The organism is Bradyrhizobium sp. SEMIA (assembly GCF_014844175.1).
In the GTDB taxonomy this organism is placed as follows: Bacteria; Pseudomonadota; Alphaproteobacteria; order Rhizobiales; family Xanthobacteraceae; genus Bradyrhizobium; species Bradyrhizobium arachidis.
The window spans coordinates 7336618-7361094 of the sequence record NZ_CP046601.1 but is presented as its reverse complement, the minus strand read 5'-3'; the positions used below and the strand labels follow the sequence as shown (position 1 = coordinate 7361094).

Here is a 24477-nt window from a genome sequence, read left to right as displayed (position 1 = left end):
AAATTCTTGCTCTTACAGGGGGATTTTCCAATGATCGCGAGGGGTCAAATCAACGGATCTCTGTTTCCGCGACGGCTCGCAAGCTTGCTAGCGGCAGGGTTGATGTTCGTCGCAGCTTTGGAGGTAGGAACGGCTCCCGCGCAAGCCGGGTCGAGGCCGCTTGCGCCCAATGATGTATCCATTCTCTTTCCTCCGCCGAAGTCGGCGGCCGACCTCGCCAATCTGATCGCCGTGTCCGATCTTGCGGGCCCTTCGGGATCGCCGCAGCGGCTGTTTTCCGACGCGGATTTCGCGCATTTTATCGCCAACGCCGAAAATCCGGAGCATCCGGGCGTGCCGGATTCGGGTGCACGGCACATTCAGTTTCCCGATGCCGTGAAAAAGATCGGCGCCTGGTTTGTGGCCGGCATCCGCATCGATCCGGGCGCGCCGGGATTGTCGCCGGAGATCATCGCGCAGTTTGGCCGACAACCACAGATCCGGCTCATCATTCAGCCGGTGACCAACGGGCCGGACGGCTTCAAGGTTCATGACACTGCAGGCCACCTTATCTTCAGCTTCACTCTCGCCCCGGACCCGCCTCTGGACGGTTGCGCGCCCTTCCCGCGATTCAAACCGGACGACGAAGCATTCAAGGCGATCCTTCGTGACGTCGCGTCCTTGCGCGATCAGCTTGGGGCAGGACAGTTTGGCAATGTCAAAGTCTCGACTGCGGGTGATCTGAATGTGCATCCGGGTCTTGTAGGAGCATCGGCAAAGGCGTTCCGCGATGCCCTCAAGGCTTTGATTGAGAAGCACCTCTCGCCGCAGCGTCTCAATACCATGGCCGTGATGGGCATCGCCCCGCCCGAACCCTGGATTTTCGTGTCGATGTTAAGGGTCCCGCAAGCAGGCCTAATCCCGGTACCCGGCCCTACGCTTGATGGCATGCACGTGGCACAGATGTTCAGCGCCGTCGGCGGAAAGCACGTGGTCCCGCAACCGGGCACGAACAATCAAAACCCGGTCACCTGTCGACACGCGGCGTTGCAAAATCCGCCCTTGCCCCAAGGTAATCGTAAGGGTGTTTCGACCTCCGAGTTCATCGATGGTAACGTGCCCAACAGCCGCATCATCGAGATCGTCAATACCATTGCCGATACGAAGAAGAGCCACTTCTTCAATACCGATTGCGTGAGCTGTCACACCGAGACGGCACAGCCACTCGCCCGGAAAATTCCAAATTTCGTAGCGCTGGGCGTCAACCGCGCGGTGTGGCCGAAAGAAAACTGGAATGTTCGCAACTTCGGTTGGTTCCCATCCTTTTTGCGCGGCGGCCCGGCAGCGGCGACGATAACCAGGCGCGCGGCAGCCGAGACGTCCGACGTTGTCGCCTTCATCAATAGCCAATTGCTGAACAAGTAACAGACACCGTCGCCGTTTCCGGTAGCCTGCCGGGTCGGCTGGACGGATGAAAAAGATGGATGGAGTCCTTGCTATGGGCAGACCTTCTTTTGGCTCTCGTCTTTATTCCTGGTTGATGCGCTGGCCTCATATCACCAGCCTGTTATTAGCAACCATCGTTGTCGTGATCGTGGCGGCCGGCCTGGTGTATTTCGCCCCGGAGAAGGTTCGCGACGCAGCCCTTAAGATCAAGAACGATGCCAATCTCGTCGCTCAATTACTGCCTGCGACGCTGCCCGAGCCATCAAAAATCGAAAGCGCTTATTGGCTCCCGCAAAATTGGAGCGCCCGCCAGCGTTACTGGTTTCACCACACATCGCAGGGAACAGCGACCATCCCTGTCCCTTATCAGTGGTTTTTGGCCCTGGAACGCCCGGAGCTGTCCTTCTCTTACACGAGCTTAACGGACGAGAACTACCTGCGCCGCCTCGGCTTCATTCCCAGTCCTGGCTCAAAGGACTTCGCGGGTATTGCGCCCGCATACGGTTATCACGACGATGCGCCGAATGGGGACATAGCCAACCACGGTTGGACTCCAAGCTCGCCCGCGAACCCGAATGCTTTGCCGGTCGGCTTTGCCATCCTCAAGGGCGGTGTCGATCCGGCGACTGGCGTCCCGTATGAAGATCAGATTGGGCTAACCTGCGCCGCCTGTCATACGGGCCATCTCGAATACAAGAATGTCAGCATACGGTTCGACGGCGGGCCGGCGATGGTCAATCTTGGCGAGGTTGAAAGAGCCGTCGGGCTGTCTATCGGCTACACGCTGATCTTACCATGGCGTTTCGAGCGTTTCGCCAGCAAGCTGGAGCAGATCAAAGGGCAGAGCGTCGATCGAAATCAGCTTCGAAGCGATCTTGAGCTAGCACTCCAAAAGATCAAGAAGCAGAAGGCAGAGACCGACAGACTTTTGACGGGACAGGGAGTGGCGGATCTCGATGAAGGGTTCGGTCGACTTGATGCGCTGAACCGGATCGGGAACCAGGTTTTCTATAGCAATCTACTCGATCCCTTGACCGGCGAACTGTCCGAGCCACTCCTCAAGGGCAACTTCGCGCGCCACGATGCCCCCGTGAGCTTTCCACCGATCTGGGACACGCCGTATTTCCTTTGGGCACAGTATGACGCATCTGTTCTCAACGACCTCGTTCGCAATGCAGGCGAAGCGCTCGGTGTCAGCGCAAAAATCAATATGACCGCTGCCGCGCCGGGAAGGCCGCTCTTTGCCTCATCCATACATCTCTCCGACATCGCGCGGTTCGAAGAGCTTCTACGCGGCACTGATCCCTTTTCGTCTGAAGATGCAGGAGGCAGAAAATTCACCGGGCTCGTAGCCCCCCGATGGAAGGACGCGCAGGAGAAATTCCGCAGTGACCCGGCCTGGGCGATCGATGAAAAGGTCGTTGAACAGGGTCGCGATCTTTATCGTGCTCACTGCTTTGAATGCCACCGAGGCCCGGTGAACGATGCTGCCTTCGACAAAAAATGGCCGGAAGACTCGTTCTGGCGCGCAGAGAACCCCGATCGCTCAGCCAAGAGCGAGAAGAATTGGGTAGAGATCGGGGGACGACATTATTTTAACGTCGTCCAGATGCCGGTCTCGGCGATCGGCACCGACCGCCAACAATCTAACGTCCTCACGACGCGGCGCGTTCACCTACCCGAGTCACTCGGATTAAATCCTGCAGATGACCTCAACAAAGCCGGAGGTTGTGGCCTTCTGGCAGATAAAGGCGTAGATCCTCTGTTTGTACTCGCGCTCATGGACGTGGTCAGCAAAACGATCGATCAATGGATCATTGCGAACGACACTTCTGAAGAGACCAAGCGGCAAATGTGGGGGCCTCGGAAGAACTGCCAAAACCAGCGGGTCTATGTCGGGGCGCGTGCGAGCCACAACGGCAAGGACGAGACAGTACTCGCCCTTGAGCCTCAGTACCGGGCCCGCCCATTGGACGGTGTTTGGGCAACGGCTCCTTATCTTCACAATGGGTCCGTTCCGACACTGAGAGACATGTTGGTGCCGCAAGCCGAACGCCCGAGGTCGTTTTGCGTCGGCAGTCGTGCGTTCGACCCGGTCAAGGTCGGGCTTGTTACAAAAGCAAAGGCGATCGAGAGCTGTGCGGCCGGCCTTACAAACTTTGATGTGTCGCTGCTTGGCAACAGCAATCGCGGACATTCGTTCGAGGGCAAGGAAACCGACTTAACGAAGCTGCCGCCTGGCGTCATCGGACCAGAATTGACCGAAGCCGAGCGCCGAGCGCTTGTTGAGTATCTCAAGACTTTATGAGCGATGGGTTACCCGTCGGCCTGTGTGTCGGCGCCGCCACCTTGAGCTTCCGCCGACGTCGCGCGCGCCTCGTCAGCGCGCGTGCCATTCGGGATGCGATCGGAACCTTCACCACTTGCACTCGTCCGCTAGTTGCGCTTGATTGCGCCTTTTGGGGCTCTTTTGATGACAGCAGCTACCAACCGCATAGGAAGCGGCAGAATCGGTGCACCGACCTTTCCGCTTGAGGTCTGCGTACAGTGAGCGACTTTCTTGCTTGGCTTGAACCGGTCGCTCTGGGCGCCTTAGGAGCGGTTATTGGCTGGATCACTGCGGAGTTTGTCGGCAAACCTGTTCGCGCGTTCTTCGATCTAAAGAAGGAATGCATAGAGACCCTCATACATTTCGGCAATGTAAGCGCAGTACCTGTTGAGTTACGCCCAAATATGTTCAGGCCACGAGACCCACAGGTCGAGGCGATTAAAAAAAGACTGGCCGATGCCGGGGAGGCTTTTAGAAAGTGCGGCAGCAGATTACAGGCATTCGCACAGACCGAAACTTTAGCGGTCATCGCGTTGGGTGCGATAGGATACAAGCCACGTGAGGCCGGGCGGGGGTTCATTGGGTTATCTGCCTCAATTGGCGATGAGGGGGCGACCCTGCACGGAAATCGGGTATTGATCGAACACGCATTGAGAATGGATCATTAGCGCTTTGCGACACGGCCACCGATGCGACTTCGTTGTATTAAGAAGCGCATCCCCAGTGAACTCGGGCGCTCGCAATCACAATGGCAATGGCAATGGCAATGGTCGATATTGATTGTGTGGCCGAGTGCGAGACTTTTGACTAGCCCTGGGGATTTCCCTAGGTTCTTTAGCGCATCCGAAGGACTTACTTTACACCTGCGCCAAAGGAGTAGAAGACGCCGGAGGCAATAGGGCGATTCTTTAGGCGGCCACCATTATGTCAAGCCCAGTTCAAGTCTAGCTTGCGCATGATTGTTCTTGGCCGAACATGGTCTGCAGTTGCCGAATTTTCTTTTGGGGGCGCACAATATGGCGGAGCGGGCTGAAATCAAGGAACCAGCTGGCGGACTGAAAATCAATTGCACGGCTGCGGACAACGTCAACATCGCCTTCTATCAAAACGCTGTCCCAATAGTCCGCGAATTGGCAATCGAGAACGGCACGGGGCGCGATCTTTCAGAACTCTCCGTACATCTCACAGCGGAGCCTCCGTTTCTGACACCCGCGGTGTCACGGATCCAATACGTTGCCGATCGCGCCATTCATCATATCCGCAGCCCAGACTTGAAGCTGGATCCCGCGTTCCTGGCCGGCGTAACCGCGTCCAGGCGAGCGCAGTTGCGTATTCGCGTAGAATCCGCGGGTGAAACGCTTTTCGAGAGCGCAGTCGAGCTCAATCTGCTCCCTCCCTCGCACTGGGGCGGCGTCAACGCCGCGCCCGAGCTGCTGGCCGCTTTCGTTAGACCGACGGATCCCACCATCGATGTCATCCTTCGGGAAGCCTCGGGTAAGCTGGCGGCAGCAGGCCGTCATGATGCGATAGATGGCTATCACAAGAAGACCAAGGCTCGGGCCTGGGAGATAGCCGATGCCGTCTGGGCAGCTCTGGTTTCACACTCAATCGCCTACGTCCTCCCCCCGAAAAGCTTTGAACGGTCGGGCCAGCAGATCCGAGGCCCCAGCGAAATCCTGTCTCGAAAGGTCGGAACCTGTCTGGATCTTACTCTCCTCTATGCGTCCTGCCTTGAGCAGGCAGGCCTCAATCCTGTGCTTGTCCTAACTGAAGGTCACGCTTTCGTTGGCGTGTGGCTTGTTGACGAGGACTTCTCAAGCCTTGTAATCGATGACCCGCAGATGTTGCGCAAGCGCGTGCAGCTCGATGAGATGGTCCTGGTGGAGACGACGATCCTCACCGGGTCAAATCCAGGGCGTTTCAAACAAGCTGTCGATGCCGGCGCCAAGTTGATCGTCGAGGAGGCAACGTCCGAGTTCGAGCTTGCCATCGACGTCAAGCGTGCACGAAGCGCTAAGATCCGGCCACTCGATCTATCGAGGTCCGGCGAGCCGACCATAACCCCTTCTGGCGCACCGTCTGTCCCGAATGAACTTGGCGAAATACCAAAATTTGAAGAGAATCTCGATAAACCACGGGAAGACGTTTCGGAACGGAGCCTGGATCGGCTAGAGGTTTGGAAACGCAATCTTCTAGACCTCACGCTGAGGAACCGCCTGCTGAACTTCAAGGACTCGAAATCCACCATCGGGATCGAGTGCCCTGATGCGGCGATATTGGAGGACAAGCTCTCAGGTGGAGACCGCTTCAAATTGCTCGGAAGAGCCAGCGTGCTCGATGGCAGCGATGGCCGCGATACTGCGCTGCTCGCGCAGCGGCTGCAGGACGACGCCCGCAAAGATTTCATCTCTGACGCCATGGCCCGCGGCGAACTCCACACCGCCGTTTCGGACACCGAACTCGAAGGTCGGCTAACCGACCTCTACCGGGCCACCCGCCTCGCCTTCGAGGAGGGCGGGGCCAACATACTGTACCTCTGCCTCGGGTTCCTAAAGTGGACACCCCAGGATGGCGCCGGGCCCTACCGCGCTCCGTTGATCCTTGTCCCGGTCCAGCTTGAGCGCAAGAGCGTGCGCTCCGGCTTTCGCCTCGCGCTGCACGAGGATGAGGCTCGGTTCAATCCGACCCTGCTGCAGATGCTGAAGCAGGATTTTGACCTCTCGATTCCCGAACTCGAAGGAGAATTGCCGGAAGACGCAACTGGGGTCGATGTTGCAGGTATTTGGAAGACAATCAGGCGTCATATCAAGAGTATCAAAGGCTGGGAGGTTACCGAGCAGGTCGTGCTCGCGACGCTGTCCTTCACGAAGTACCTGATGTGGAAGGATCTCGTCGACCGTACCGAAATTCTGAAGCGAAATTCGGTGGTCCGGCATCTGATAGACACCCCCACCCACACCTATGACGGCTCGGGCGCCGCCTTTATCGCAGAGCACACCATCGACCAAGTCACCGATCCGGCCGAACTCTTCACGCCGCTCTCGGCCGACTCCTCCCAAGTTGCTGCCGTGCTCGCCGCGCAGCGTGGAAGCGATTTCGTGCTCTTCGGCCCGCCGGGCACGGGCAAGAGCCAGACTATCGCGAATATGATCACGAATTGCCTCGCTCATCAAAAGACGGTTCTTTTCGTGTCGCAAAAGACTGCTGCGCTCGAAGTCGTAAGACAGCGAATGCAGGCGATCGGTCTCGGTAATTACTGTCTCGAGGTTCATTCGACCAAAGCCCAGAAGTCTAATGTGCTGGAGCAGCTGGCCACCGCCTGGCGCGAGCGCAATCTCGTCACCGAGGAACATTGGTCGGCAGCGGCTAGCGAGCTGAAGCGGCGACGCGACCAACTGAACAAGCTTGTTTCCGCGCTACACCGGCGCCGCGCCAATGGAATGACAGCATACGAGGCCTTCGGACGGGTCGTCGCCGATCGCGATCGATTTCCAGACGTCGGCCTGACATGGCCTATCGGTACGGTACATACCCCCGAAGATCTCGTTCGCATGCGCGAGATTTGCTCAGATATTCGCACCGCCCTCGAAGCCGTGGGTGATCCTGTCAATCATCCACTCAAAGGCATCGAGCAGACCAAATGGAGTCCTGCGTGGGTACAGTCGCTTCAGCAGCTGGTCGACCGTCTCCATCTCGCCCTCCAGGAAGTTAGGACGGCTGCCGACGATCTGGTGTTGTCGATTGGGCTCGATGGCACCGCTCGCAACGATGGTCTGTTGCCGCAACTGATCAAGCTCGTCTCGTTGCTGCTGCACGCCGATGCTGCGGACGGATCGCTTTTGCTCTCGACCGACGCACCAGAACGCGTGAGCGCGTTGCACGACCTTGCCGACGCCGTAGGCCGGCTAAACGAAAAAAACTCGCAGCTTTCCGTCCAATACGAGCTCAGGGCGGCGCTGCTGGATCTGCCATCGCTGGAGCGTGATTGGACGGATGCATGCGCGTCGAATGTTCTCGTGCGAAGCGGCCGGAAAAAGAAGGTCAGATTGGCTCTGAAGCCATATTGCCCGGACGAGGTGCCTGAGGACATCGGTCGAGACATTGTTGTGCTGCAAGAGCTCGCTGGCTTGCTGCGCGAAATCGAGAATACGAGACCTCGCTTCAGGGGCATGGAGCGCCTTTGGCGCGGGCCGCAGAGCGAGGTGTCTCGTTTCCAAGGGCTGATCGACTGGGCCACAAGCGTACGCGATGCGGTCGATGCATATCCTATCGATGGCATGGAGCCGCATCAGCTGCTCCTGCATATCCAAGATATGCTGCTTCGCGACAACCCTCGCTTCCGGCCGAGCGGACAGGTCCGCCATGCATTCGAGGCTATGTACAGGGCATTTCCGACTATGCACCGGACGGCCAAAGAGTTGGGTGCATGCATCGGCCTTGATGACCCGGAGGACATCGTCAAGATCGAGTCTGGCTGGATCGAGGCCCTCCTCCAACGAACCGCGAATTGGAGATCAAACGTCATCAAGGCTCCGCAATGGGCCACTTGGCGTTGGGCTGCTCGTTCGGCACGCGCAGCGGGACTTTCCCCTCTCGTCGATGCCGTCGAAAACGGAATCGTAGATGGGACGGCCCTCTCGAACGTCTTCGATTACTCTTATGCGCGCTGGATTGCCGAAGCTATCGTCAACGAGGACGAGGTTCTAAGTGGCTTTCTTGCGGAAAAGCACGAGGCCACGATTGAGGTGTTCATCGCCGCTGACAAGCGGGTTGGAGAACTCGCCAGGGACATCGTAAAGGCACGCATTGGGGCGGGGGTGCCAACTCAGACCAATTTCGGCAAGGATCCGGAATGGGGCACGCTCGCGCGCGAGATCAATAAGAAAGCTCGGCACATGCCGCTTCGGCAGCTGTTTGGCCGCCTCCCGACGGTGCTAACCCAGCTCGCCCCATGCGTTATGATGAGCCCGCTTTCTATTGCGCAGTACCTACCCGCAGACGCCAAACCCTTCGATGTCGTCATTTTCGACGAGGCCTCTCAGATCCCGGTATGGGACGCAATCGGAGCGATTGCGCGCGGCACTCAAGTTGTGATCGTGGGCGACCCGGAGCAGCTGCCCCCTACGAACGTCGGACAGCGTGGCGTCGATGACGAAGATGACGACGGCTCGACCGTCCAGAGCCAACAGAGCATACTTGACGAATGCCTTGCCTCGAACATTCCGAGCATGCGGCTGTCTTGGCACTACCGCAGCCGCCACGAGAGTCTAATCGCTTTCTCCAACGTCAAATATTATCGGGGTGAGCTGACGACTTTCCCCTCGCCCGTGACGCGCGATACCGCGGTCCGCTATATTCACGTAGAGGGCGGCGTCTACGAGCGAGGCGGCGCCAAGATAAACCGCAAGGAGGCCGAAGCCGTGGTGGCCGAGGTCGTCCGGCGCATGAAAACGTCTTCCCATTCAATTGGCATCGTCACATTTAATGGCGAACAGCAACGGCTGATCGAGAACTTGCTCGATCAAGCCCGCCACTCTGACCCATCGCTGGAGCCCCACTTCGATCGCAACCAGTCCAGGGAACCGATCCTCGTCAAGAACATCGAGAACGTGCAGGGCGACGAGCGGGATGTGATCGTATTCTCGGTGGCGATCGGACCGGACAAGACTGGACGTGTCACAGCTCAGATCTCGTCGCTGAACAGCGAGGGCGGCCACCGCCGCCTCAACGTCGCGGTCACTCGTGCGCGGCGCGAGTTGTTGGTGTTCGCGACATTGCGGCCCGAGCAGATCGATCTCGGGCGGACCGGCGCCAAAGGTGTAGTCGACTTCAAACACTTCCTCGAGTTCGCTGAGAACGGCGCACGGGCTATCGCCGAGGCCTTCTCGCCAACTGGGCGCGACGTGGAATCGCCGTTTGAGGACGCTGTGATGCGGGCCCTCCAAGAGAAGGGTTGGGAGGTTCATCCTCAGGTGGGCGTCTCCTTCTTCCGGATCGATCTCGGCGTCGTTCATCCGGATTTCCCCGGGCGATATCTTGCCGGCGTCGAATGCGACGGCGCCGCCTACCACCGATCGGCCACCGCCCGCGACCGCGACCGTCTGCGCGAAATGGTGCTTACGGATCTTGGTTGGCGAATTCGGCGGATCTGGAGCACGGAATGGTGGATGGATTCATCTACTGCGACGGAAAAGATCCACGCAAGGCTGGTCGCCGATCTCGAAGCCGACCGTGCTTCTCGGCGAGCTCCCGCGATAAGTGAAGAACCAGCGCCTCCGCCGGAGAGAATCCCGACCGTTAATGATACCGGCGAGCCGGCCGGCGCCGAAACGTCGGTCGCAGAGGCGGCCCCCGAATCTGAGCAAACCGAAGTCTCGCCGGAATCGGTAAACGACGACGGAGCGCCTGTCGGGGCAACGAAGGTCTACGCTCGTGGACCGATGACCGAGGTGCGGGAGCCCGATCGAGGGACGGCCACGTATGTCAAAGCCGATCCCGCCAATGTGGCGCCCCCTGATCGGGAGCGCTTCTACGACGCGAGCTACCGCGGGACACTCCGTAGTATGGTCGATCATGTTGTCGATACCGAAGGCCCAATCTATTTCGACGTGATTGTAGATCGCATTGCGCGTGCACACGGTTTCATGCGCTCGGGTGAGACGGTACAAAACATCGTCGCCTCATCCCTCGGACGAAATCGGTTTCCGATGTCCAAGGACGGCGAGCGGCAGATTGTTTGGCCTCAGGATGCCGCGGCGCAGGACAGGGCTCCTTACAGGGGCGCTGGGGGACGCGATCACAGTGACATTCCGCTTCCCGAATTGGTGGGTCTCGCTGGGATGCTGCGGACCGCTGGCCTCGAGCAAGATGAGGATATCATCCGCGGCATGCAGGAGCACTTCGGCTTAGGGCGGCTGGCAGCTTCGACCCGCGATCGTTTCGAAGCTGCTGTGGCGGCAGCTAGCTAGCCCTACAGATTGGCTCAAGAGGCTGTTCGTGCGCGAAAGGATCATCCAGCAGCTGCTACCTCAAAGCGCGCGCCGGCCAGCGGCTGGCGGGGCCTTCCAGAACCGCCGCGTCGGGCGCTCCGCCCGGGGTGCCCAGACGGCGGAGAGGACCTCGGTCGGGCCTCGTGCCCGAGCTCATCCGCAGGGAGGCGAATGAGGCGGAGCAAAGGTTCCAGAATAGTGGACCTGGAACAAAATTCTGGTAAGCCATTGATTTTACTATACCCATTTTGCCGAAATGGACACAAGGGCTTGCTACCATTTCGGCATAATGGATACAAAGAGACCTTTGTTACCACTTCGCCAAAATGGTAACAAAGACCCATGAAGCAGTTTTCAAACATCGACCAAGTCATGTTTTCCGACCTGGTTCAAAAGGCGACCGACGCCGACTTCGATGAGAATTTCCCGGAGAACGGGACCTTTATCAAACAGAAGCGGGCCAATCGCGAATACTACTATTACAAGGCCTATGAGACCGCCGGCGGCCAGGGACCGACGAAGACGGCCCTCAAATAAGTCGGGCCGGCCGACGATCCGGAGATCGCCAAGCGCGCCCAAGTGTTTCAGCGCACGAAGATCGGATATCGCGCGCGTCGATAGCTAGCTGCGAAGTTGAGGCGGGCGGGCTACCCGGCTCCGCCTCATATGGAAGGTCTCGTTGTCAGCGAACTCGCGCGAGCGGGACTTTTTCGACTTCGCGCCACGCTTGTCGGTTCGATGGCTTATCAAACATACAGCGGCGTCCTCGGCGTCAGGCTTCCCGACGAACTCGTCACGACCGAGGATACGGATATCGCCAAGTTCTACGGCATCTCGATCTCGATCGATGAGAGCATGCCGGACATTGAAGACATCCTGAAAAAGGTCGATCCGACGTTCGCGCCCTCGTTCTCCCCCGACGAGACGAAGCTGTTCAGCGGTTTCGCCAACGCCACCGGGTTCAAAGTCGAATTCCTCACGCCGAACCGCGGCGACGAGGACTACTCCTCCAGGCTAACGAAGATGCCGTCGTTGGGGCCGTCGGTGGGCGCACAGGTATTACGGTTCTTGGACTACCTGATCCATGAGCCGATCCGCTCCGTCGTTCTGCACGATGCAGGCGTACCGGTCCTTGTACCGGCGCCGGAGCGTTACGCCATCCACAAGCTCATAGTCGCGACCAAGAGCAACGTCTTCTTTGCGGACAAGGCGAAGAAGGACATCAACCAAGCCGGTGCGCTCATTCAGGCGTTCGATACCGTTAAGCGCGGAAGTGACCTAGGCTTCGCATGGATGGAGGCATGGGAACGCGGAGCGAGATGGCGACGCCGCCTTGGCGTTGGCGCCCTACGTCTTTCCGATGACACTTTCGCCATGCTCTCGAAGGGTGTCGCCGAAGCGGCCAAACTCGACCGGAAGTCGGCAGACGAGTACGGCCTTACGGGTGGCAAGGACGGGCTTCTCGCGCGCCTCTCGATAGCGAAGGCGACAGCAGCGCCTGCGCCGTAACGGTACATTGGCTCGTCGACGGGACATGGCAGCCCTGCAAGGCTCCCCTCGCCTATAGGGCGGCACCTTATTCCCGATCGGCATGCCGATGCTGCTGCTGATTGTCGCCATCGCGGCATGACGTATCGCGTGATAGCCAACGAGAACCAGCGTATTCACACGCATCCGGTCCTCGACATATTGAGAAGCCCACCCGTCGCGCAAGTACGCATCCCCAAAGTCGGCGGTAGTCAGGATGAGATCACCTTGATCGAGACCGATCGCGCGGTCCCCGAGGCGGCCGTGCAGATGCAGAATGCCGTGATCACCAGGAGTGCCCGGTCGCGGCAACGACTTGGCCGCATGGCTGCGGCATTCGACACCGTCCGCGCGGGCTGCCCGCTCGAAGAGCGTGTCGAAATTGGTGGTAAGAAGCCTGGGGCGGCCGCTTTTGTCGCGTGACAAGGTGAGCAGGGAGATATGGCGCGAGAGGTCGGGAGCCGGCGGCGGAGCCAAGATTTCTGCGACGGCTTCGCGGCACGTGAATCTTTTCCGGGAAGAAGCGTGCACTTCTCAAGAGACCGCAACACCCGGTCGTATTCGGCGCGCTTGTAGGCTATTCGCTCCGCTGGCTCGTTGTCGAAAGACTCCTGATCTTTTCGTAGACCTTGTCGGTTAGTTCCTGAAACAGCGGCAAGTTAGCGCCCCGTGAGACACCGGCGCCGCGTAGGAATACGACCTCCCCATCGTTGACCTCGTGGATCAAATTCATTCGGGATATCAGGGCTGGCCTCAATGAATTTCATCAATACCTGAAATCAGAATGGGCAAAACGACTCGCGTTGGGAGAGTAGCAGGATTTTACGCCCTCAGATTGCCGCCAGCACAGGGGACGGCCACCGAAAGGCTATGCCAGCAAAGACCGTAATTTCAATGTGTTAGTACAGTTTTTGCATGATTTTTCAATGAAAAACCTTGCACTACGGGCCTGCTTGCCTATATTGCTGGCATGACCAAGCTCGACCAACTCAAACGCCATCTTAAGCCAGGCCAAGCCTATCGACGGGCGGATTTGGCCCGATGGTCGACGGCTGTCGATCGGCATCTCAAGCAGTTGGTTGAGAGCGGCACACTCAAGAAGCTTTCGGGCGGCCTCTATGTTTATCCGAAGGAGACCGTGTTTGGACCGGCCCCGGCATCCGACAAGGATGTCGTGTGCGCATTCCTGAAGGATGACAGGTTTCTGCTGGCCTCCCCGAATGCCTATAACAGCCTCGGGGTGGGAACGACGCAGCTCTATGACAAGACGGTCGTCTATAATCACAAGCGCCATGGTGAGTTTCAACTCGGAAATCGCAAGTATGTATTCCGGGTGAAGCCACGCTTTCCGAAGTCATTGACGCCGGAATTCTTGCTCGTCGATCTCGTCAATAATGTCGACCAGCTTGCAGAAGCTGAAGAAGAAGTCCTGGAGCGCGTCCAGAAGCGCGCTGCCTCGACCGACCGACAGCGCTTGCGTCGCGCGGTTCGCGAGTATGGGAATGAACGAACGAAGAAGTTCTTCAATCGGGCGTTAGAGGAGTGGTGCGTATAGTTGCTGCGCCCGAATTGCAGTGAGCTTCCGAAAGCGATCTCATGTCGTGTTATGTCGCGTCGAGATCGCTCCCAGAGTTTCCCAAGCCTCCCGAACCTTCCCTTTTGTCCTGGGTTCGGCCTATTTGGATGTTCGGAAAGCGGGTCCCTAATAGCGAGACTCAGCCCGTTCTCGAGTATCTCAAGTGCGGGCCGTATCAGCCTCCCCAGAGCTATCAGGCCAATACGGAGGCATGTCATGGCTGGCGCCGGCTTAGTGTTGCTGCCGCTGCTGATCATCGGCGCGCCGATGATCGCGGTCCGGCAAATTCCGGCACCGGTGCGGCCGACGGCCATTATGGGCTCGATGATCGGGCTGTCGACAGCGATGCCGACGCCGACGATCAACATGCCGCGGCTGGTGCTGCCCGTGCAGTCGATCTGCTAGCCCCAAAAATTAGGCTCCCTTCAGAACGCGTTCGCAGTCCTGAGCTCGTTTGGTCAAAGCCGCTGCCAATCGCTCGATAACGGCGTTCTCCAATCCCTCCTTTTGCGCGCGCGCGCGGATGTCGTTAACGAGGTCGGGGATCTGCCCAGCCATGGAGATAAGAGTAGCAGTGACCACATCCGCATCAGCCCGCGTTTCGCGCGAGAACTTCTGCCATTGACGCAAGCCAATTTGGTCGAGCTTGTACTCGCCCCCGACTTTCATGGCGAGCTTAACCTTCCGCGCGTCGACGTGATCGTAAGGAAGAATGCTAGCTATGTCGTAGAGCGGCGCAAGCCGTACGTGCGGGCCGCTAGCCAAAAGCAAAGAATAGTTCTTGGCGTGAGCGTCGGAACCGCCAATGAGCCAGTTGAAGCCCAAAGCGCTGACGAAAGTCTCAAGGTCAGCGTCGCGGTCCGTCGAGTATGTCCGTAAGAGCTCGATCACGTCGGCAGACGTTGGTCCTCCCTCGTTCTGGTATCTCTTGGTCGGCAGGATGCCCATAGCTTGGCAAATATCTTCCTGGTGAACCCGAATGATGTCGTTCCCACTGACTTGCCGGTCGTAGCGTTCAACGACGATTGCGATTTCCTTTTCGAAGCGCATGACCTTGGTTTCAGCGGCCGGCAGCCCGAGTTCTCGCGCGAGCTGCAGGCAGATATGCTCGTTCTCGGCGTGACCATCGAAGTGGCCCGTCGGCGGTTTCAAAATGTGGGTGGTTGGTATGCGGCCGGACGGAATGCCCCATTTGCTGTCTTTGAGGACAAGAGCAGTTTTGGGCTGGGCGCCTGCAAGGCTGAATTGACCCATATCGCGGGGCAGACGCCAGGCAGCATGATCCTCCCGTAAGGTTTGAAGCCGGTTGGCTATTTCCGGCTCGTCAAGCCATTCGATCTTGTCATCTCGGCCCGTTATCAGAGCCTCCAGCCGATCGGGCGTGACGAACTGAACGGCGCCTGCGCAATCTTCACCGACGTTCGAGATGAGAGCAAACACGTTGCGCGCTGATACCTGAAATTTCTTGGCCCAACGCTCCAGCACCTGCTCATTGTCGGGAAGCAGCCCCCACAGGAAGGCCTGAATGGCGGCTGGACCATGCTCCTCAGCGGCAAGCGGCATCGAAAGCGAGAGAGGATAGGCTCCCTCAGCGTTGCGCCATGCATTGTCATAGACAAAGGTCAGGCGGCCGCGTGCGTCACTTCGGACACGACCGACTTCGTTGCCATCCAAGAGTGCAATGAGCTCAGCCATTAAGGCTTGCCTTTTTTGGCTTTCGCCACGATGGCGTCCAGATCGACGGCGGTTTTCGGGGCGCTGCGGCCCGCGGAGGGATTGCTGTCTGCATCGAGCTTAATGCCGAGAGCATCGAGGACGCGGAGGATTAGCCCGAGTTCTGCGCGCGGGTGTCCATGCTCGACTTCAATGAGCCATTGGCGACTGACACCAACCTGTTTGGCCAGCGTCGACTGATCGAGCTTGAGGCGTTTGCGCCGGTCGCGGATGACAGCGCCAAGATCGGCTGCGGTGCGTGTAAGCATAGGAAATCCAAATGTCAGCGTTCGCTTACATTATCATATGTCGCCGTTCGCCGACAATCAAAAATGTCGACGTTCGTCGACATTCCCAAATGTCGTCGATCGACGACATCCGTGACCCAGACTCCAACATTTTCAAGGGCCTACAGGCTTAACCCGATTAACCACGCCCGCTCCGCTGCAGCCAATTCCTCGCTGTCATCACGACGGGGAAATAGGTGTCTGTCGGATGTCCAGGGTCATCGCGATGGTCGAATGATCAAGGCGCTCCTGAACTACCTTCGGCGGCAATTCGAGCTCGCCGTCTGGTAATCCCGGCGGCAATCTGCACCGGCCATAGGCCTCGTTTGACGATGTAGTCGCGGCCGATGATTTCTACATCCTCCATCGGGCTCGGAAATACCAGCCCGAGCTCGGTCTTGTGGCACTGGAGCTTCCATTCACGCAGCGCATTAAGCACGATCGGCAGCGCCGCGGTCCGTTCATGGTCATGGGGCCGCTGGGAAAGAAAGGGTATTCTAGCGGATGTCTGCTTGGGCTGGATGAGAACTATCCGCCGCCTCAAAATGGCTCTTTACCTACTGAACGGTCGGCGTTCCGTTTTCAAATCTCACGTCCAGGATCAGGTTGAACACCGATCGGTCCCACGGATCAGGATCCGTCGCATAGCTTCAAAGCATGCGCAAGTGAGGGAATGTTGCAGTGGTGCCAGCAGATGATCGACAATTTGCCTTCGTATTGGTCCTGCTTACGCAAGCCGTGCGCGGGCGCTCCTCCGTAATCTTGGTCTACAAAAGAGATATCCATTGTCAGATGGCAAGCAGCCGCCAGCGGCTCCAGCGTTTCTATGGGCCTTCGACTATGCTTAGGGGCGACAAGAAACTGGCGCAGGCCTATGCGGTGCACATTCTTGATGTGTACGATCACTACCGGACCGACTCGTTGACCGGCCATGACATTGCCTCGGCCGCAACATGGGCAGACCGGAGGGCCCGCCGACTGGGCGAAGGAAGCTTTTGCGATTTCGAAAGACGACGCTTATGGCGCCCTTCCCTCCCCGAACCCGCGCGGAAGCTTTCGCCTGACCGACGATTACGTCACAACGGCGACAAATGATGCCGCCCTACAGCTGAGCAAGGCGGGGGTACGCCTCGCCAGATCCTGAATCAGGCACTTCGAAAACCGTAGCACGGCAACTCTCTGACTGCGCGCGAGCCGGTTCCTAGTACAGCTGGCTTGCATCGCGATTTAACTATCGCCACTCAGAGAGTGGCATTGGATGAGGATGTGGTAGCGAAACGAATAATCTTGCTTCTTGATGGTACGTGGAATGATGCCGATCAAGGACCGGCCGATACTAACATCGTTCGGCTTCGTGAAAGAATAGCTGCATTCCTGGCGGACCCCGGAAGAAGCACTCTTGCCAGCCCGAGCGGCGCTTCTCGGCAGACATTTGTCACGAGCGGCAGCAAACAAGGAAGCATCGAAAATGTCGTTCTGTATGAACGCGGCGTGGGCACAAGCGGGTTTCTCGACAATCTGAGAGGCTCTTGGCGCGGGGCTGGATCGCAACATCCGCCGTGCGTATACTTTTCTGGTGCAGAACTATGAGCCCGACGAAATCTACATTTTCGGATTCTCGCGCGGCTCCTATACGGCACGATCACTAGTCTAGTCGGTTGCATCTACTCCGTCGGTCTGCTTCGTCGGGAAGATTGCGATGCGAAGGCCCTTTCGAAGCTGTGGAGCTACTATCGGATGGACCGCACCGAGCGCGTTCCGAGAATATCCGATGAGCTTGGCTCGATTTCGTTTAAGCCAGGCACGGTTAAGGTGAAGTGCCTCGGTGTTTTTGAGACCGTCGGCGCGCTCGGAATACCGATTAGTCGCGTCTGGCGCGAAAACCGGGATTTATACGGTTTTCACGATGTCGGGCTCGCGCCGATCTGCGAACACAGTCTTCATGGGTTGGCGATCGACGAGCACCGCGAGCAGTTCGAGGCGACTCTCTGGCGGTAGCAGAAATTCATCGATACGGATCCACGTGTCGAGCAGGTGTGGTTCGCGGGCGCACACGCCGACATCGGCGGCGGCTATGTCATCGAGGATACTCGCAACGCACAATGTAAATACCCGGATGATATCACGCTCGACTGGATGATCCGCAGGGTCCAGTTCATCGCAGGTGGTGATTTTCCGCTGGCGCCTCTGGAGTCCGTCCTCGCCCGTACGGCGGAACGATCGCATCTGGTAGCGCCACAGCACGATCCCAGGCGCGGATTGCGCTGTCCGACGCTTCTAGCGTTGAAATATCTATGGAATTTCCATCAGCGACAGAGGATGTTTACCAGCCGCATTACGCATCCGTGGGAGGCTCCGCATCAGCCTCTCTTTGCAGAACCCACTCGGAGTTTAACCTTAAAACAGCCCGGTCCCCACATTTGCAGCTCACGTCCACGCCGTCTTTGACCTTGCTCTGCACAATGTCCCGCTTTTCCCCGCAGGCCGGGCAGTCCCAGCTCAGCGAGTGCGGGACAATCAGGTATTGCTTACCCTCACTGCCATGTGGCTCTGCCTCGTACAACTGGCCGCAGTTGCCGCACTCTATCGGGCTTCCCTTATCCAGGGCCAGGCTACGGCGTCGGATAGGGGCCTTACACGAGGTGCAGTCGAAGTTGACGGCCATGGCAATATTGAAGTTCCAGACAGTCGCGCCTAGCACGCGTGTAAGCTCATCCTGAATCAGCACTGCACGCTGGCGGCATTCCACCGCATCGAAGGTGCCACCTTCCCGCTGCTGCCTGATGGTAGGGATATGCAAGAAGCTGCCTAACTGATGAAACGCCTTAGAGACCCATGCGGACTTCGGGCGGCGATCCTCGCCCATACTTCTCCACGGCCCGTTCGGCTCACCGTCCGTTCCCTGTCGTCTTACTCGGATGAGGGTGTTCTGCTCAGCGGACGGATCAATCCGAACCAACTCCTTAAACACCTTGTCCGGCTGCCAAGTCTCCATGATGAGCTTCATGGGTGCTTCCGCCAGATAACCGTTGAGTAACTCGTAGGAGACCGCCTCAATACACTTACGCAGCTCAAGACAGGCATAGATTAATTGGTCGGTATCGCCGGTGGCCAGAAGACCGGATGCTCTCTTCAGATGTTCCTTGGCGAGGAACCGATATTGCATCTCATATGACCATGATGGTGCAGGTTAGGACATACACCGCGCAGACGGTGCCTAAACTAGCCCGCAAGCGACTTGGCGTAGTAGTCAAAGAGCTGAGAACACGTCAGCTTATTTTCAATGCGGATGTTGTAGCGCAGGCCAGGAAGCGTCGCCGCAACAGGCGGGGGCAGTATTGAAAATGCCGCGGTGGGAGGTTCATCGTCTTGATCCGGGAAGAACGATCCCAGCTCGTCAGCCACCTCGCTTACATCACTATCCGACATTCCATAGGCAGTACCGTAGACTTGCTTTCTCTTGCGCTCGTGCCCAGGCGGTTCGAGGAGCGCCATGTTCTGCTTATGATAGGCGAACCCGAGAAAGACAACACATTCAGCCTCTTGAACGGCGGCCCGCATCTTATATAAGACCTCCTGCTCTTCAATCTGCTCTGTGTATGTCTTAATCGTCGTCGACAGATCCCGGTAGTCGAGCCGCATGTGGTCGTGGCCACCAAACGGCACTTTCTCAAGTGAGCCGACCGATTCATATGGGTGGATTATGTTTGCCTTCGAGATAAGGCTCGCGGCGTGTTGTGGTTCGATGCCGTACACGAGCTGGGAAGCGTGCCGGAGAAAGTATTCTAGGCAGCGGTCATAGTTGAAGGTGATAAACGAGACATCGCCAAGAACGCTCTCAACCTCAGCCACCTTTCTGCCAGGCCCCAGCACCTGCATGAATTTGACGAACCACGAATCTCTAATCGGGGCGACATTCAATTTGTTGTAAACGTTGGAAGGGTCCACATAGAGCTTGCAATGTCGTTCGGCATTCAAGATCGACCGAACAATTGCGGCCTTCCCGACCAAAACAACTTCAGGGGAGCCTTCGTGAATGTTCAAGAAATCATCGATCCAATTGGCAAGTAGTACACCGTCACGGATCCGCCGAAATGCATCGGCGTATGCGTTCGTCTTCGCGGCGTCGTCTCCACGCTCAAAGAAACTGAGCGCTAGGCCCTCATCGGCTGTGTTTCGTTGTAGCTGCCCGTATTGGATGGAAACCCGCGTGCGTTGCGCGATGTCTTCGGCCAATTGCCGCCCCGCCGGCACACCAATGTCATGCCCGGCGCCCGCTCCGATGACGAAGAGTGTCTTACGGTTGAACATCTTCGGGGCATATCATGATTCGCGACCAAAATCCCCTTCACGCCGCCGTTACGCAGCACCAAGGGCCACCATTAGAACAGGAACGGAAAGTCGGCCTGACTCCCGCTTCGAAGCTTCTCAATCAGCACTGCGGAGTGTGTCGGCCCATCCGCCTCCTCGTGCTGAGCAAGGTCAAGGTAATAGTTCTGGCCGCAGTGCTTTGCGAAGACGAGCCAATCACCTGTCAGGCGGTTTGCACTTGCACGTTCGGTGAGGCCGTCCACGAATATCCGGTGGGCTAAGGCACCCGGCCACGCAGCGGGATCATGTCCGTGCTGCTCAATGATCGTACTCAAGGCTGCGATGAGGTCGCGATTGCCTTCGCCTCTTGCGAGGTTCCATCTCTCACCGATGTTTGCCAACACATGCCGAGAGGCAAAGTAGTGCTTATGCCACAAGGGGAAGAGGGGCGGATGCTTGAATTGTTCACCCCGCTTAGACTTGACGGTGGTAGCGGGCTTGAGGCCCTCTAGGGCATCAATCTCGCGGAGAACTGGGATCATGTCTCCTGTGATGACGAGACGGATCACCAGTCCGAAACTGACGCGGGACGCATATGGGGCCTGAAGCAATACTTCTGACTTGAGTTGGGCGAGCTGCTCTAGGGTCAGGCCCATCTTCACCGCATCGGCCGGAACAGTCTGATCTGTCATCTAGTCACCGGCGCTATGCGTCCGCTTGCTGAAACTCAATCTTCGGCGGCACGTCTGTCATGGCATAATGAACAAACTGTTCACCAAGCGCCGTCAGTTCATACGCCTCGCCGTCATCGAACGCAGATTTCATTACGCGCTGCGCCCCACGCGGCAGGGCTGGCCCTTTGCGCGTCGGCTTGGCTAGGAAATTTCCCATATGGTCGGTCTCGCGGTGCTGCCGGACGAGGCCGCCTGTACTTAGGTCTCTGAAGATGAGTCGAAACAGATCGGCATCGGACGAGTCCTCGCGCACCGGCTCTCGGCCCAACTTTTGCCAGATACCGCCGCGCGTGATCCCAGCATCATTGTATATCGCTCCGACAACCGCAATGTGCAGCTCGGAGTAGTCCTTGATCCATTGCAAAAATAGCTTTACGACATCGTCACTGGCTAGTGATGCGCCCGCAGCGTTACTCAATAAGTTGCGCACCAGGACGCGCTTGGCTTCGCTCTCTGTTCCTGCCCAGTCGCGAAATGCTTTGCGCAGGAGCGATTGATACTCCGCGCTCCTGATCCGCTCGGCCGTCTTTTCATCTTGCATGTCGATGCGAGTGGTTAACTCCAGAATAGTTTGGGTCTTCTCCTTCATCTCTGCGGCCAGCATGTCCGCCAAGTGCTTTAGAAAATCATTTATGCGCGCCTGCTCGCCCTCTGACCAAGCGCTTGCGCCGGCGGACAACAAGCCACCTACGAGGGGAATCGCGCCACTCACTGGGTTCAGCGCGAACCTTATAGCGCCTCCTCCTTTGCTCCCTTCTGGAAGCTTAGGTGCGTTGTTTTCCGATTCCTGTGGCACGGCGCCGAACCTAGTTTATGATACGGAAGCTCCGGCCTTTATCCCGCGCATCTTCCGCATCTATTTGCGCCTTGCGCTGACTCGCGGCCCGTTGGATCGTCTGCTCCATTTGCGGCTTTGCGCGCTCATATTCAGTCCTGAGAATTCTCAGGTTTCCCTCAACGGTGTTCTTGAAATCCTGCACTTCGCTTTCGGCTCGGTCATCATCGGCGACGGCGATGGTGAGGCTATTGCGCCCGATGGTCGCTCGCTGATTCAGCAAAGTCATTGTTGACGGCGCGATCCTGAGCGATTCAGCTTCTCCGACGAAAGGAATGTTAACCTCAAGAAGCGTTACTTCGACAGTACGAGCGTCTCCCCACATATCTTGACGCCGCTTTTGCTCCGTTCGGCGCTTCGCAGTCATCTCTCCCTCAAATTGAGCGATCTGCACATCGTGTTTCTTTGCAATGCGCTGCAAATGTTGTCCCAGGGCGGCATCATTGAACAGCCGTCGATCTAACTGCTGTACGTCTCGCGTGGCTTGTTCAAGCATCTGCTGCCAAACCGCATAGAATGATTTCTTGAAAAGTGCTTCTTCCACCACCAAACCTCCTAACACTCTAGCGTCGGGCTCCCACGCAATGGCGCAACTTCTGATTCCAATTGGTCGTTTATTCTACCCTGATTCTGTCCCGCCATGCATACACTATTCTGCTTTCGTTCTCGGCAAACATTTTGGGGTGGCAAACTCGAACGATAAGGCGTGGGGCTGCGTCGCGACATCCCCCGTATGCCGCCACGAGGGTGGGTTGGATCGGCCTAGCGCCACGCGCAATGCATTGATCGGTAGGAGAACACTGGCATATTGTGCGCCGACTTGGATTGCATCAGTCGCGGGAGTTCCGGCACAGGAGCACCGCGCCTTGCTCGGCAGTGCTTTGCGAAATGGTTGTACACAGGAAATGACGAGATCAGTGATTCGGCTTCCTCCAACATTGAACATGAGCAACGCACTTCGGCTGCGACGGAAGTTGGCCGAACTCGATGAAGATAACGACTACCTATTCGATTTCGAGCGGGTTGGACACACAGACCCATTTGGCCTGCTCCTCGCGTCAGATGCAATTTCGAGCTTCCAGTCTCGTCAATTCTTTGGCAGTAGCACCTGCCGCAACCATCAGCGACTGTCGTATCAGAGCGTCATGGGCTTCTTTAGAGCATGCGGCTTTGAGTACGGTTATGCTCCCGGTGAGGCGGGTGGTGGGACCAATTATTTGCCTATCACTCACCTAGATTACGACACCCTAAATAAAGAAGCCGAAGAGCAATGCATTGCCTTTGGAGAAGCGATCGAACTACGCTCACAGCGAATGGCAGAACTCCTTTCGAGGCAGGCGGACGGCGACCTGTGCGAAGCACTGACATATGCACTACGAGAGGTCATTCGAAACGTTTTTGAACACAGCGGCGCCGAGCAGGTACAGTTTTGCGCCCAGCACTGGCCATCTCGAAACCGCGTCCACTTAGCCATTCTTGACAAGGGCACTGGCGTGCGGCGGAGCTTGTCTCGCAATCCATACCTGACAATAGATTCGGACTTGGACGCCTTAAAGCTCAGCTTAATGCCCGGCGTTTCAGGCAAGATGTACAAGGGTATAAAGCGCCGAAAGCACGACACGTGGCAGAACTCCGGCTACGGGCTTTATATGACAAGTCGTTTAGCCGTTAACGGCGGCAACTTCTGGATCATAAGCGGCGAAAATGCATACGTTGTTGCGTCTGGGCGCACCCGAGAGCTTCACATTTCCCCTTTCGAGGGGACAGCTTTGCGGGTTTCTTTCGACACCGCCCAGCTTAGAACAATACAAGCGAAGCTCAAACGTATTAAGAAGGAAGGCCACGAACTCGCTAAGCTGTTTTCTGGCGCGGATCCCCGTGGAGCGTCGTTGGCGTCAACGACCATAAGAACAAAATTCTGAGACGACCATCGCCCCTGCTCGCTCGTGGCGCTGATAGCGCGCGGTCCCGCCATTCACCATCAACCGCTTCATCACCAACCAGGACTCGCAAGCGCAACGGTGTTGATGACGAGAGAGAGAGAGAGAGAGAGAGAGAGAGAGAGGCGAGACGGTCCGAGGTCGGCCGCCGCTGCAAACATCATAAGCCAGCCTCCCTGCATGATGCAGCACCGGCGTCATAGCACGCCGATGCGCCTGAAGTGGCGGCTGGTCGGTGCTGTCGGTGAAGGACTTCAGCTCACTCATCACCATCTCCGACCACCAAGCACCTTGCCCTTGACCGGCCCCCGCTGAAGCTTCTTCAAAGCGTCGCGCTGGGCGGAGAGACTCTCGATTTTGGCCTGCATGCGCTCGAGCAGGGCTTTGGCTGATGCGGTGGCAATGCCGGCGCGCTGGAGCAGAAGGATCTCCCTGCGCTGCCGGACCACCTGCGCGCGCATGCGCTCGATTTCACTCCGGATGAAGTCAATGTTCGGCATTTCTCGCCCCTCAAACCTCGAATAAGCCATGAGAACAAAACTGGAACATACAATCAAGTTAAACGTTGGGAGAGGCAAACTCTTAGGAGGTTCAAATGGCGGACAACACCCAAAAAGACCCCGAGGATTGGGTTTCCGGCGATGATCCCATGACCGGCGCCCAGCAGTCCTACTTGAAGACCCTCAGCGAGCAGGCGCATAAGCTCGACCCGACCGGCAAGACGCTCACCAAGGCCGAAGCGTCCGAGCTAATTGACCAACTGCGTGGAGAGGCCGGGCTGGAAAAGTAGCCGCACCGTCCACAGACGGTG

19 protein-coding genes and 3 pseudogenes are annotated in these 24477 nt (G+C 57.7%); 13 read left to right on the top strand and 9 right to left on the bottom strand.

The features are described 5' to 3' along the window. The first annotated feature begins 102 nt into the window (after positions 1 to 102). The 6 genes from FOM02_RS35605 to FOM02_RS35580 all read left to right on the top strand — a co-directional run bounded on the left by FOM02_RS35605 (position 103) and on the right by FOM02_RS35580 (position 12252). Positions 103 to 1404 carry a hypothetical protein gene (locus tag FOM02_RS35605; RefSeq protein WP_231164243.1) on the top strand — a complete coding sequence of 434 codons (1302 nt, stop codon included), beginning with the start codon at positions 103 to 105 and terminating at the stop codon, positions 1402 to 1404. Positions 1405 to 1450: 46 nt separating this feature from the next. After that, on the top strand, positions 1451 to 3733 hold the full coding sequence (locus FOM02_RS35600; RefSeq protein WP_322596924.1) for a di-heme-cytochrome C peroxidase: 2283 nt from the start codon (positions 1451 to 1453) through the stop codon (positions 3731 to 3733). 239 nt (positions 3734 to 3972) lie between these two features. Next, positions 3973 to 4422, top strand: coding sequence for a hypothetical protein (locus FOM02_RS35595; RefSeq protein ID WP_265440743.1), 450 nt, complete (start codon positions 3973 to 3975; stop codon positions 4420 to 4422). 297 nt (positions 4423 to 4719) lie between these two features. Next, positions 4720 to 10722 carry a DUF3320 domain-containing protein gene (locus tag FOM02_RS35590; protein WP_265440742.1) on the top strand — a complete coding sequence of 2001 codons (6003 nt, stop codon included), beginning with the start codon at positions 4720 to 4722 and terminating at the stop codon, positions 10720 to 10722. 363 nt (positions 10723 to 11085) lie between these two features. Further along, positions 11086 to 11280 (top strand): hypothetical protein, encoded by a 195-nt coding sequence (locus tag FOM02_RS35585; protein ID WP_265440741.1) that lies wholly within the window; start codon positions 11086 to 11088, stop codon positions 11278 to 11280. 129 nt (positions 11281 to 11409) lie between these two features. Further along, on the top strand, positions 11410 to 12252 hold the full coding sequence (locus FOM02_RS35580; protein WP_265440740.1) for a GSU2403 family nucleotidyltransferase fold protein: 843 nt from the start codon (positions 11410 to 11412) through the stop codon (positions 12250 to 12252). Between the two features lie 192 nt (positions 12253 to 12444). Here the strand turns inward: FOM02_RS35580 and FOM02_RS47340 are convergent. Beyond that, positions 12445 to 12801 (bottom strand): annotated as a pseudogene (locus FOM02_RS47340) (SIR2 family protein); the annotation flags it as partial. A 439-nt stretch (positions 12802 to 13240) separates the two neighbouring features. Between FOM02_RS47340 and FOM02_RS35570 the strand changes: the two are divergent. Both FOM02_RS35570 and FOM02_RS35565 read left to right on the top strand, forming a co-directional pair. Then, on the top strand, positions 13241 to 13825 hold the full coding sequence (locus FOM02_RS35570) for a DUF6088 family protein (RefSeq protein ID WP_265440738.1): 585 nt from the start codon (positions 13241 to 13243) through the stop codon (positions 13823 to 13825). Between the two features lie 237 nt (positions 13826 to 14062). Beyond that, a complete protein-coding gene (locus FOM02_RS35565; RefSeq protein WP_265440737.1) occupies positions 14063 to 14251 on the top strand; it encodes a hypothetical protein in 189 nt (62 codons plus the stop codon). 9 nt (positions 14252 to 14260) lie between these two features. On the opposite strand, the gene FOM02_RS35560 is transcribed toward FOM02_RS35565, so the two are convergent. Both FOM02_RS35560 and FOM02_RS35555 read right to left on the bottom strand, forming a co-directional pair. Further along, the gene (locus FOM02_RS35560; protein ID WP_265440736.1) at positions 14261 to 15541 is read right to left on the bottom strand and encodes a type II toxin-antitoxin system HipA family toxin; all 1281 of its coding nucleotides are present in this window, start codon (positions 15539 to 15541) and stop codon (positions 14261 to 14263) included. Then, positions 15541 to 15828 carry a type II toxin-antitoxin system Y4mF family antitoxin gene (locus tag FOM02_RS35555; RefSeq protein ID WP_265440735.1) on the bottom strand — a complete coding sequence of 96 codons (288 nt, stop codon included), beginning with the start codon at positions 15826 to 15828 and terminating at the stop codon, positions 15541 to 15543. The genes FOM02_RS35560 and FOM02_RS35555 overlap by 1 nt, the downstream gene beginning before the upstream one ends. Positions 15829 to 17094: 1266 nt before the next feature. On the opposite strand from FOM02_RS35555, the gene FOM02_RS47335 reads away from it, so the two are divergent. The 3 genes and pseudogenes from FOM02_RS47335 to FOM02_RS35545 all read left to right on the top strand — a co-directional run bounded on the left by FOM02_RS47335 (position 17095) and on the right by FOM02_RS35545 (position 18294). Continuing rightward, on the top strand, positions 17095 to 17436 hold the full coding sequence (locus FOM02_RS47335; RefSeq protein WP_416207732.1) for a phospholipase effector Tle1 domain-containing protein: 342 nt from the start codon (positions 17095 to 17097) through the stop codon (positions 17434 to 17436). Next, a pseudogene (locus FOM02_RS35550) lies at positions 17384 to 17500 on the top strand (phospholipase effector Tle1 domain-containing protein); the annotation flags it as partial. The gene FOM02_RS47335 and the pseudogene FOM02_RS35550, both read left to right, overlap by 53 nt. Beyond that, positions 17461 to 18294: pseudogene (locus tag FOM02_RS35545) on the top strand (phospholipase effector Tle1 domain-containing protein). The pseudogenes FOM02_RS35550 and FOM02_RS35545, both read left to right, overlap by 40 nt. Here FOM02_RS35545 and FOM02_RS35540 read toward each other — a convergent pair. The 5 genes from FOM02_RS35540 to FOM02_RS35520 form a co-directional block, all read right to left on the bottom strand. After that, complete coding sequence (locus tag FOM02_RS35540; RefSeq protein ID WP_265440734.1) at positions 18182 to 19012, bottom strand: hypothetical protein; 831 nt, start codon at positions 19010 to 19012, stop codon at positions 18182 to 18184. The pseudogene FOM02_RS35545 and the gene FOM02_RS35540 sit on opposite strands and share 113 nt — an antisense overlap. 56 nt (positions 19013 to 19068) lie before the next feature. Beyond that, the gene (locus tag FOM02_RS35535) at positions 19069 to 20157 is read right to left on the bottom strand and encodes a hypothetical protein (RefSeq protein ID WP_265440733.1); all 1089 of its coding nucleotides are present in this window, start codon (positions 20155 to 20157) and stop codon (positions 19069 to 19071) included. A 71-nt stretch (positions 20158 to 20228) separates the two neighbouring features. Then, positions 20229 to 20849 (bottom strand): hypothetical protein, encoded by a 621-nt coding sequence (locus FOM02_RS35530; protein WP_265440732.1) that lies wholly within the window; start codon positions 20847 to 20849, stop codon positions 20229 to 20231. 13 nt (positions 20850 to 20862) lie between these two features. Next, positions 20863 to 21570, bottom strand: a complete 708-nt coding sequence (locus tag FOM02_RS35525) for a hypothetical protein (protein ID WP_265440731.1) — start codon at positions 21568 to 21570, stop codon at positions 20863 to 20865. A 127-nt stretch (positions 21571 to 21697) separates the two neighbouring features. Beyond that, a complete protein-coding gene (locus FOM02_RS35520) occupies positions 21698 to 22270 on the bottom strand; it encodes a hypothetical protein (RefSeq protein WP_265440730.1) in 573 nt (190 codons plus the stop codon). A 430-nt stretch (positions 22271 to 22700) separates the two neighbouring features. On the opposite strand from FOM02_RS35520, the gene FOM02_RS35515 reads away from it, so the two are divergent. Further along, positions 22701 to 23648 (top strand): hypothetical protein, encoded by a 948-nt coding sequence (locus tag FOM02_RS35515; protein ID WP_265440729.1) that lies wholly within the window; start codon positions 22701 to 22703, stop codon positions 23646 to 23648. A gap of 284 nt (positions 23649 to 23932) precedes the next feature. On the opposite strand, the gene FOM02_RS35510 is transcribed toward FOM02_RS35515, so the two are convergent. Beyond that, on the bottom strand, positions 23933 to 24166 hold the full coding sequence (locus tag FOM02_RS35510; RefSeq protein WP_265440728.1) for a hypothetical protein: 234 nt from the start codon (positions 24164 to 24166) through the stop codon (positions 23933 to 23935). A 95-nt stretch (positions 24167 to 24261) separates the two neighbouring features. Between FOM02_RS35510 and FOM02_RS35505 the strand changes: the two genes are divergently transcribed. Next, entirely contained in the window at positions 24262 to 24456 is a 195-nt protein-coding gene (locus FOM02_RS35505; protein WP_265440727.1) for a DUF3072 domain-containing protein, read from the top strand. The last annotated feature ends 21 nt before the right edge of the window (positions 24457 to 24477 follow it).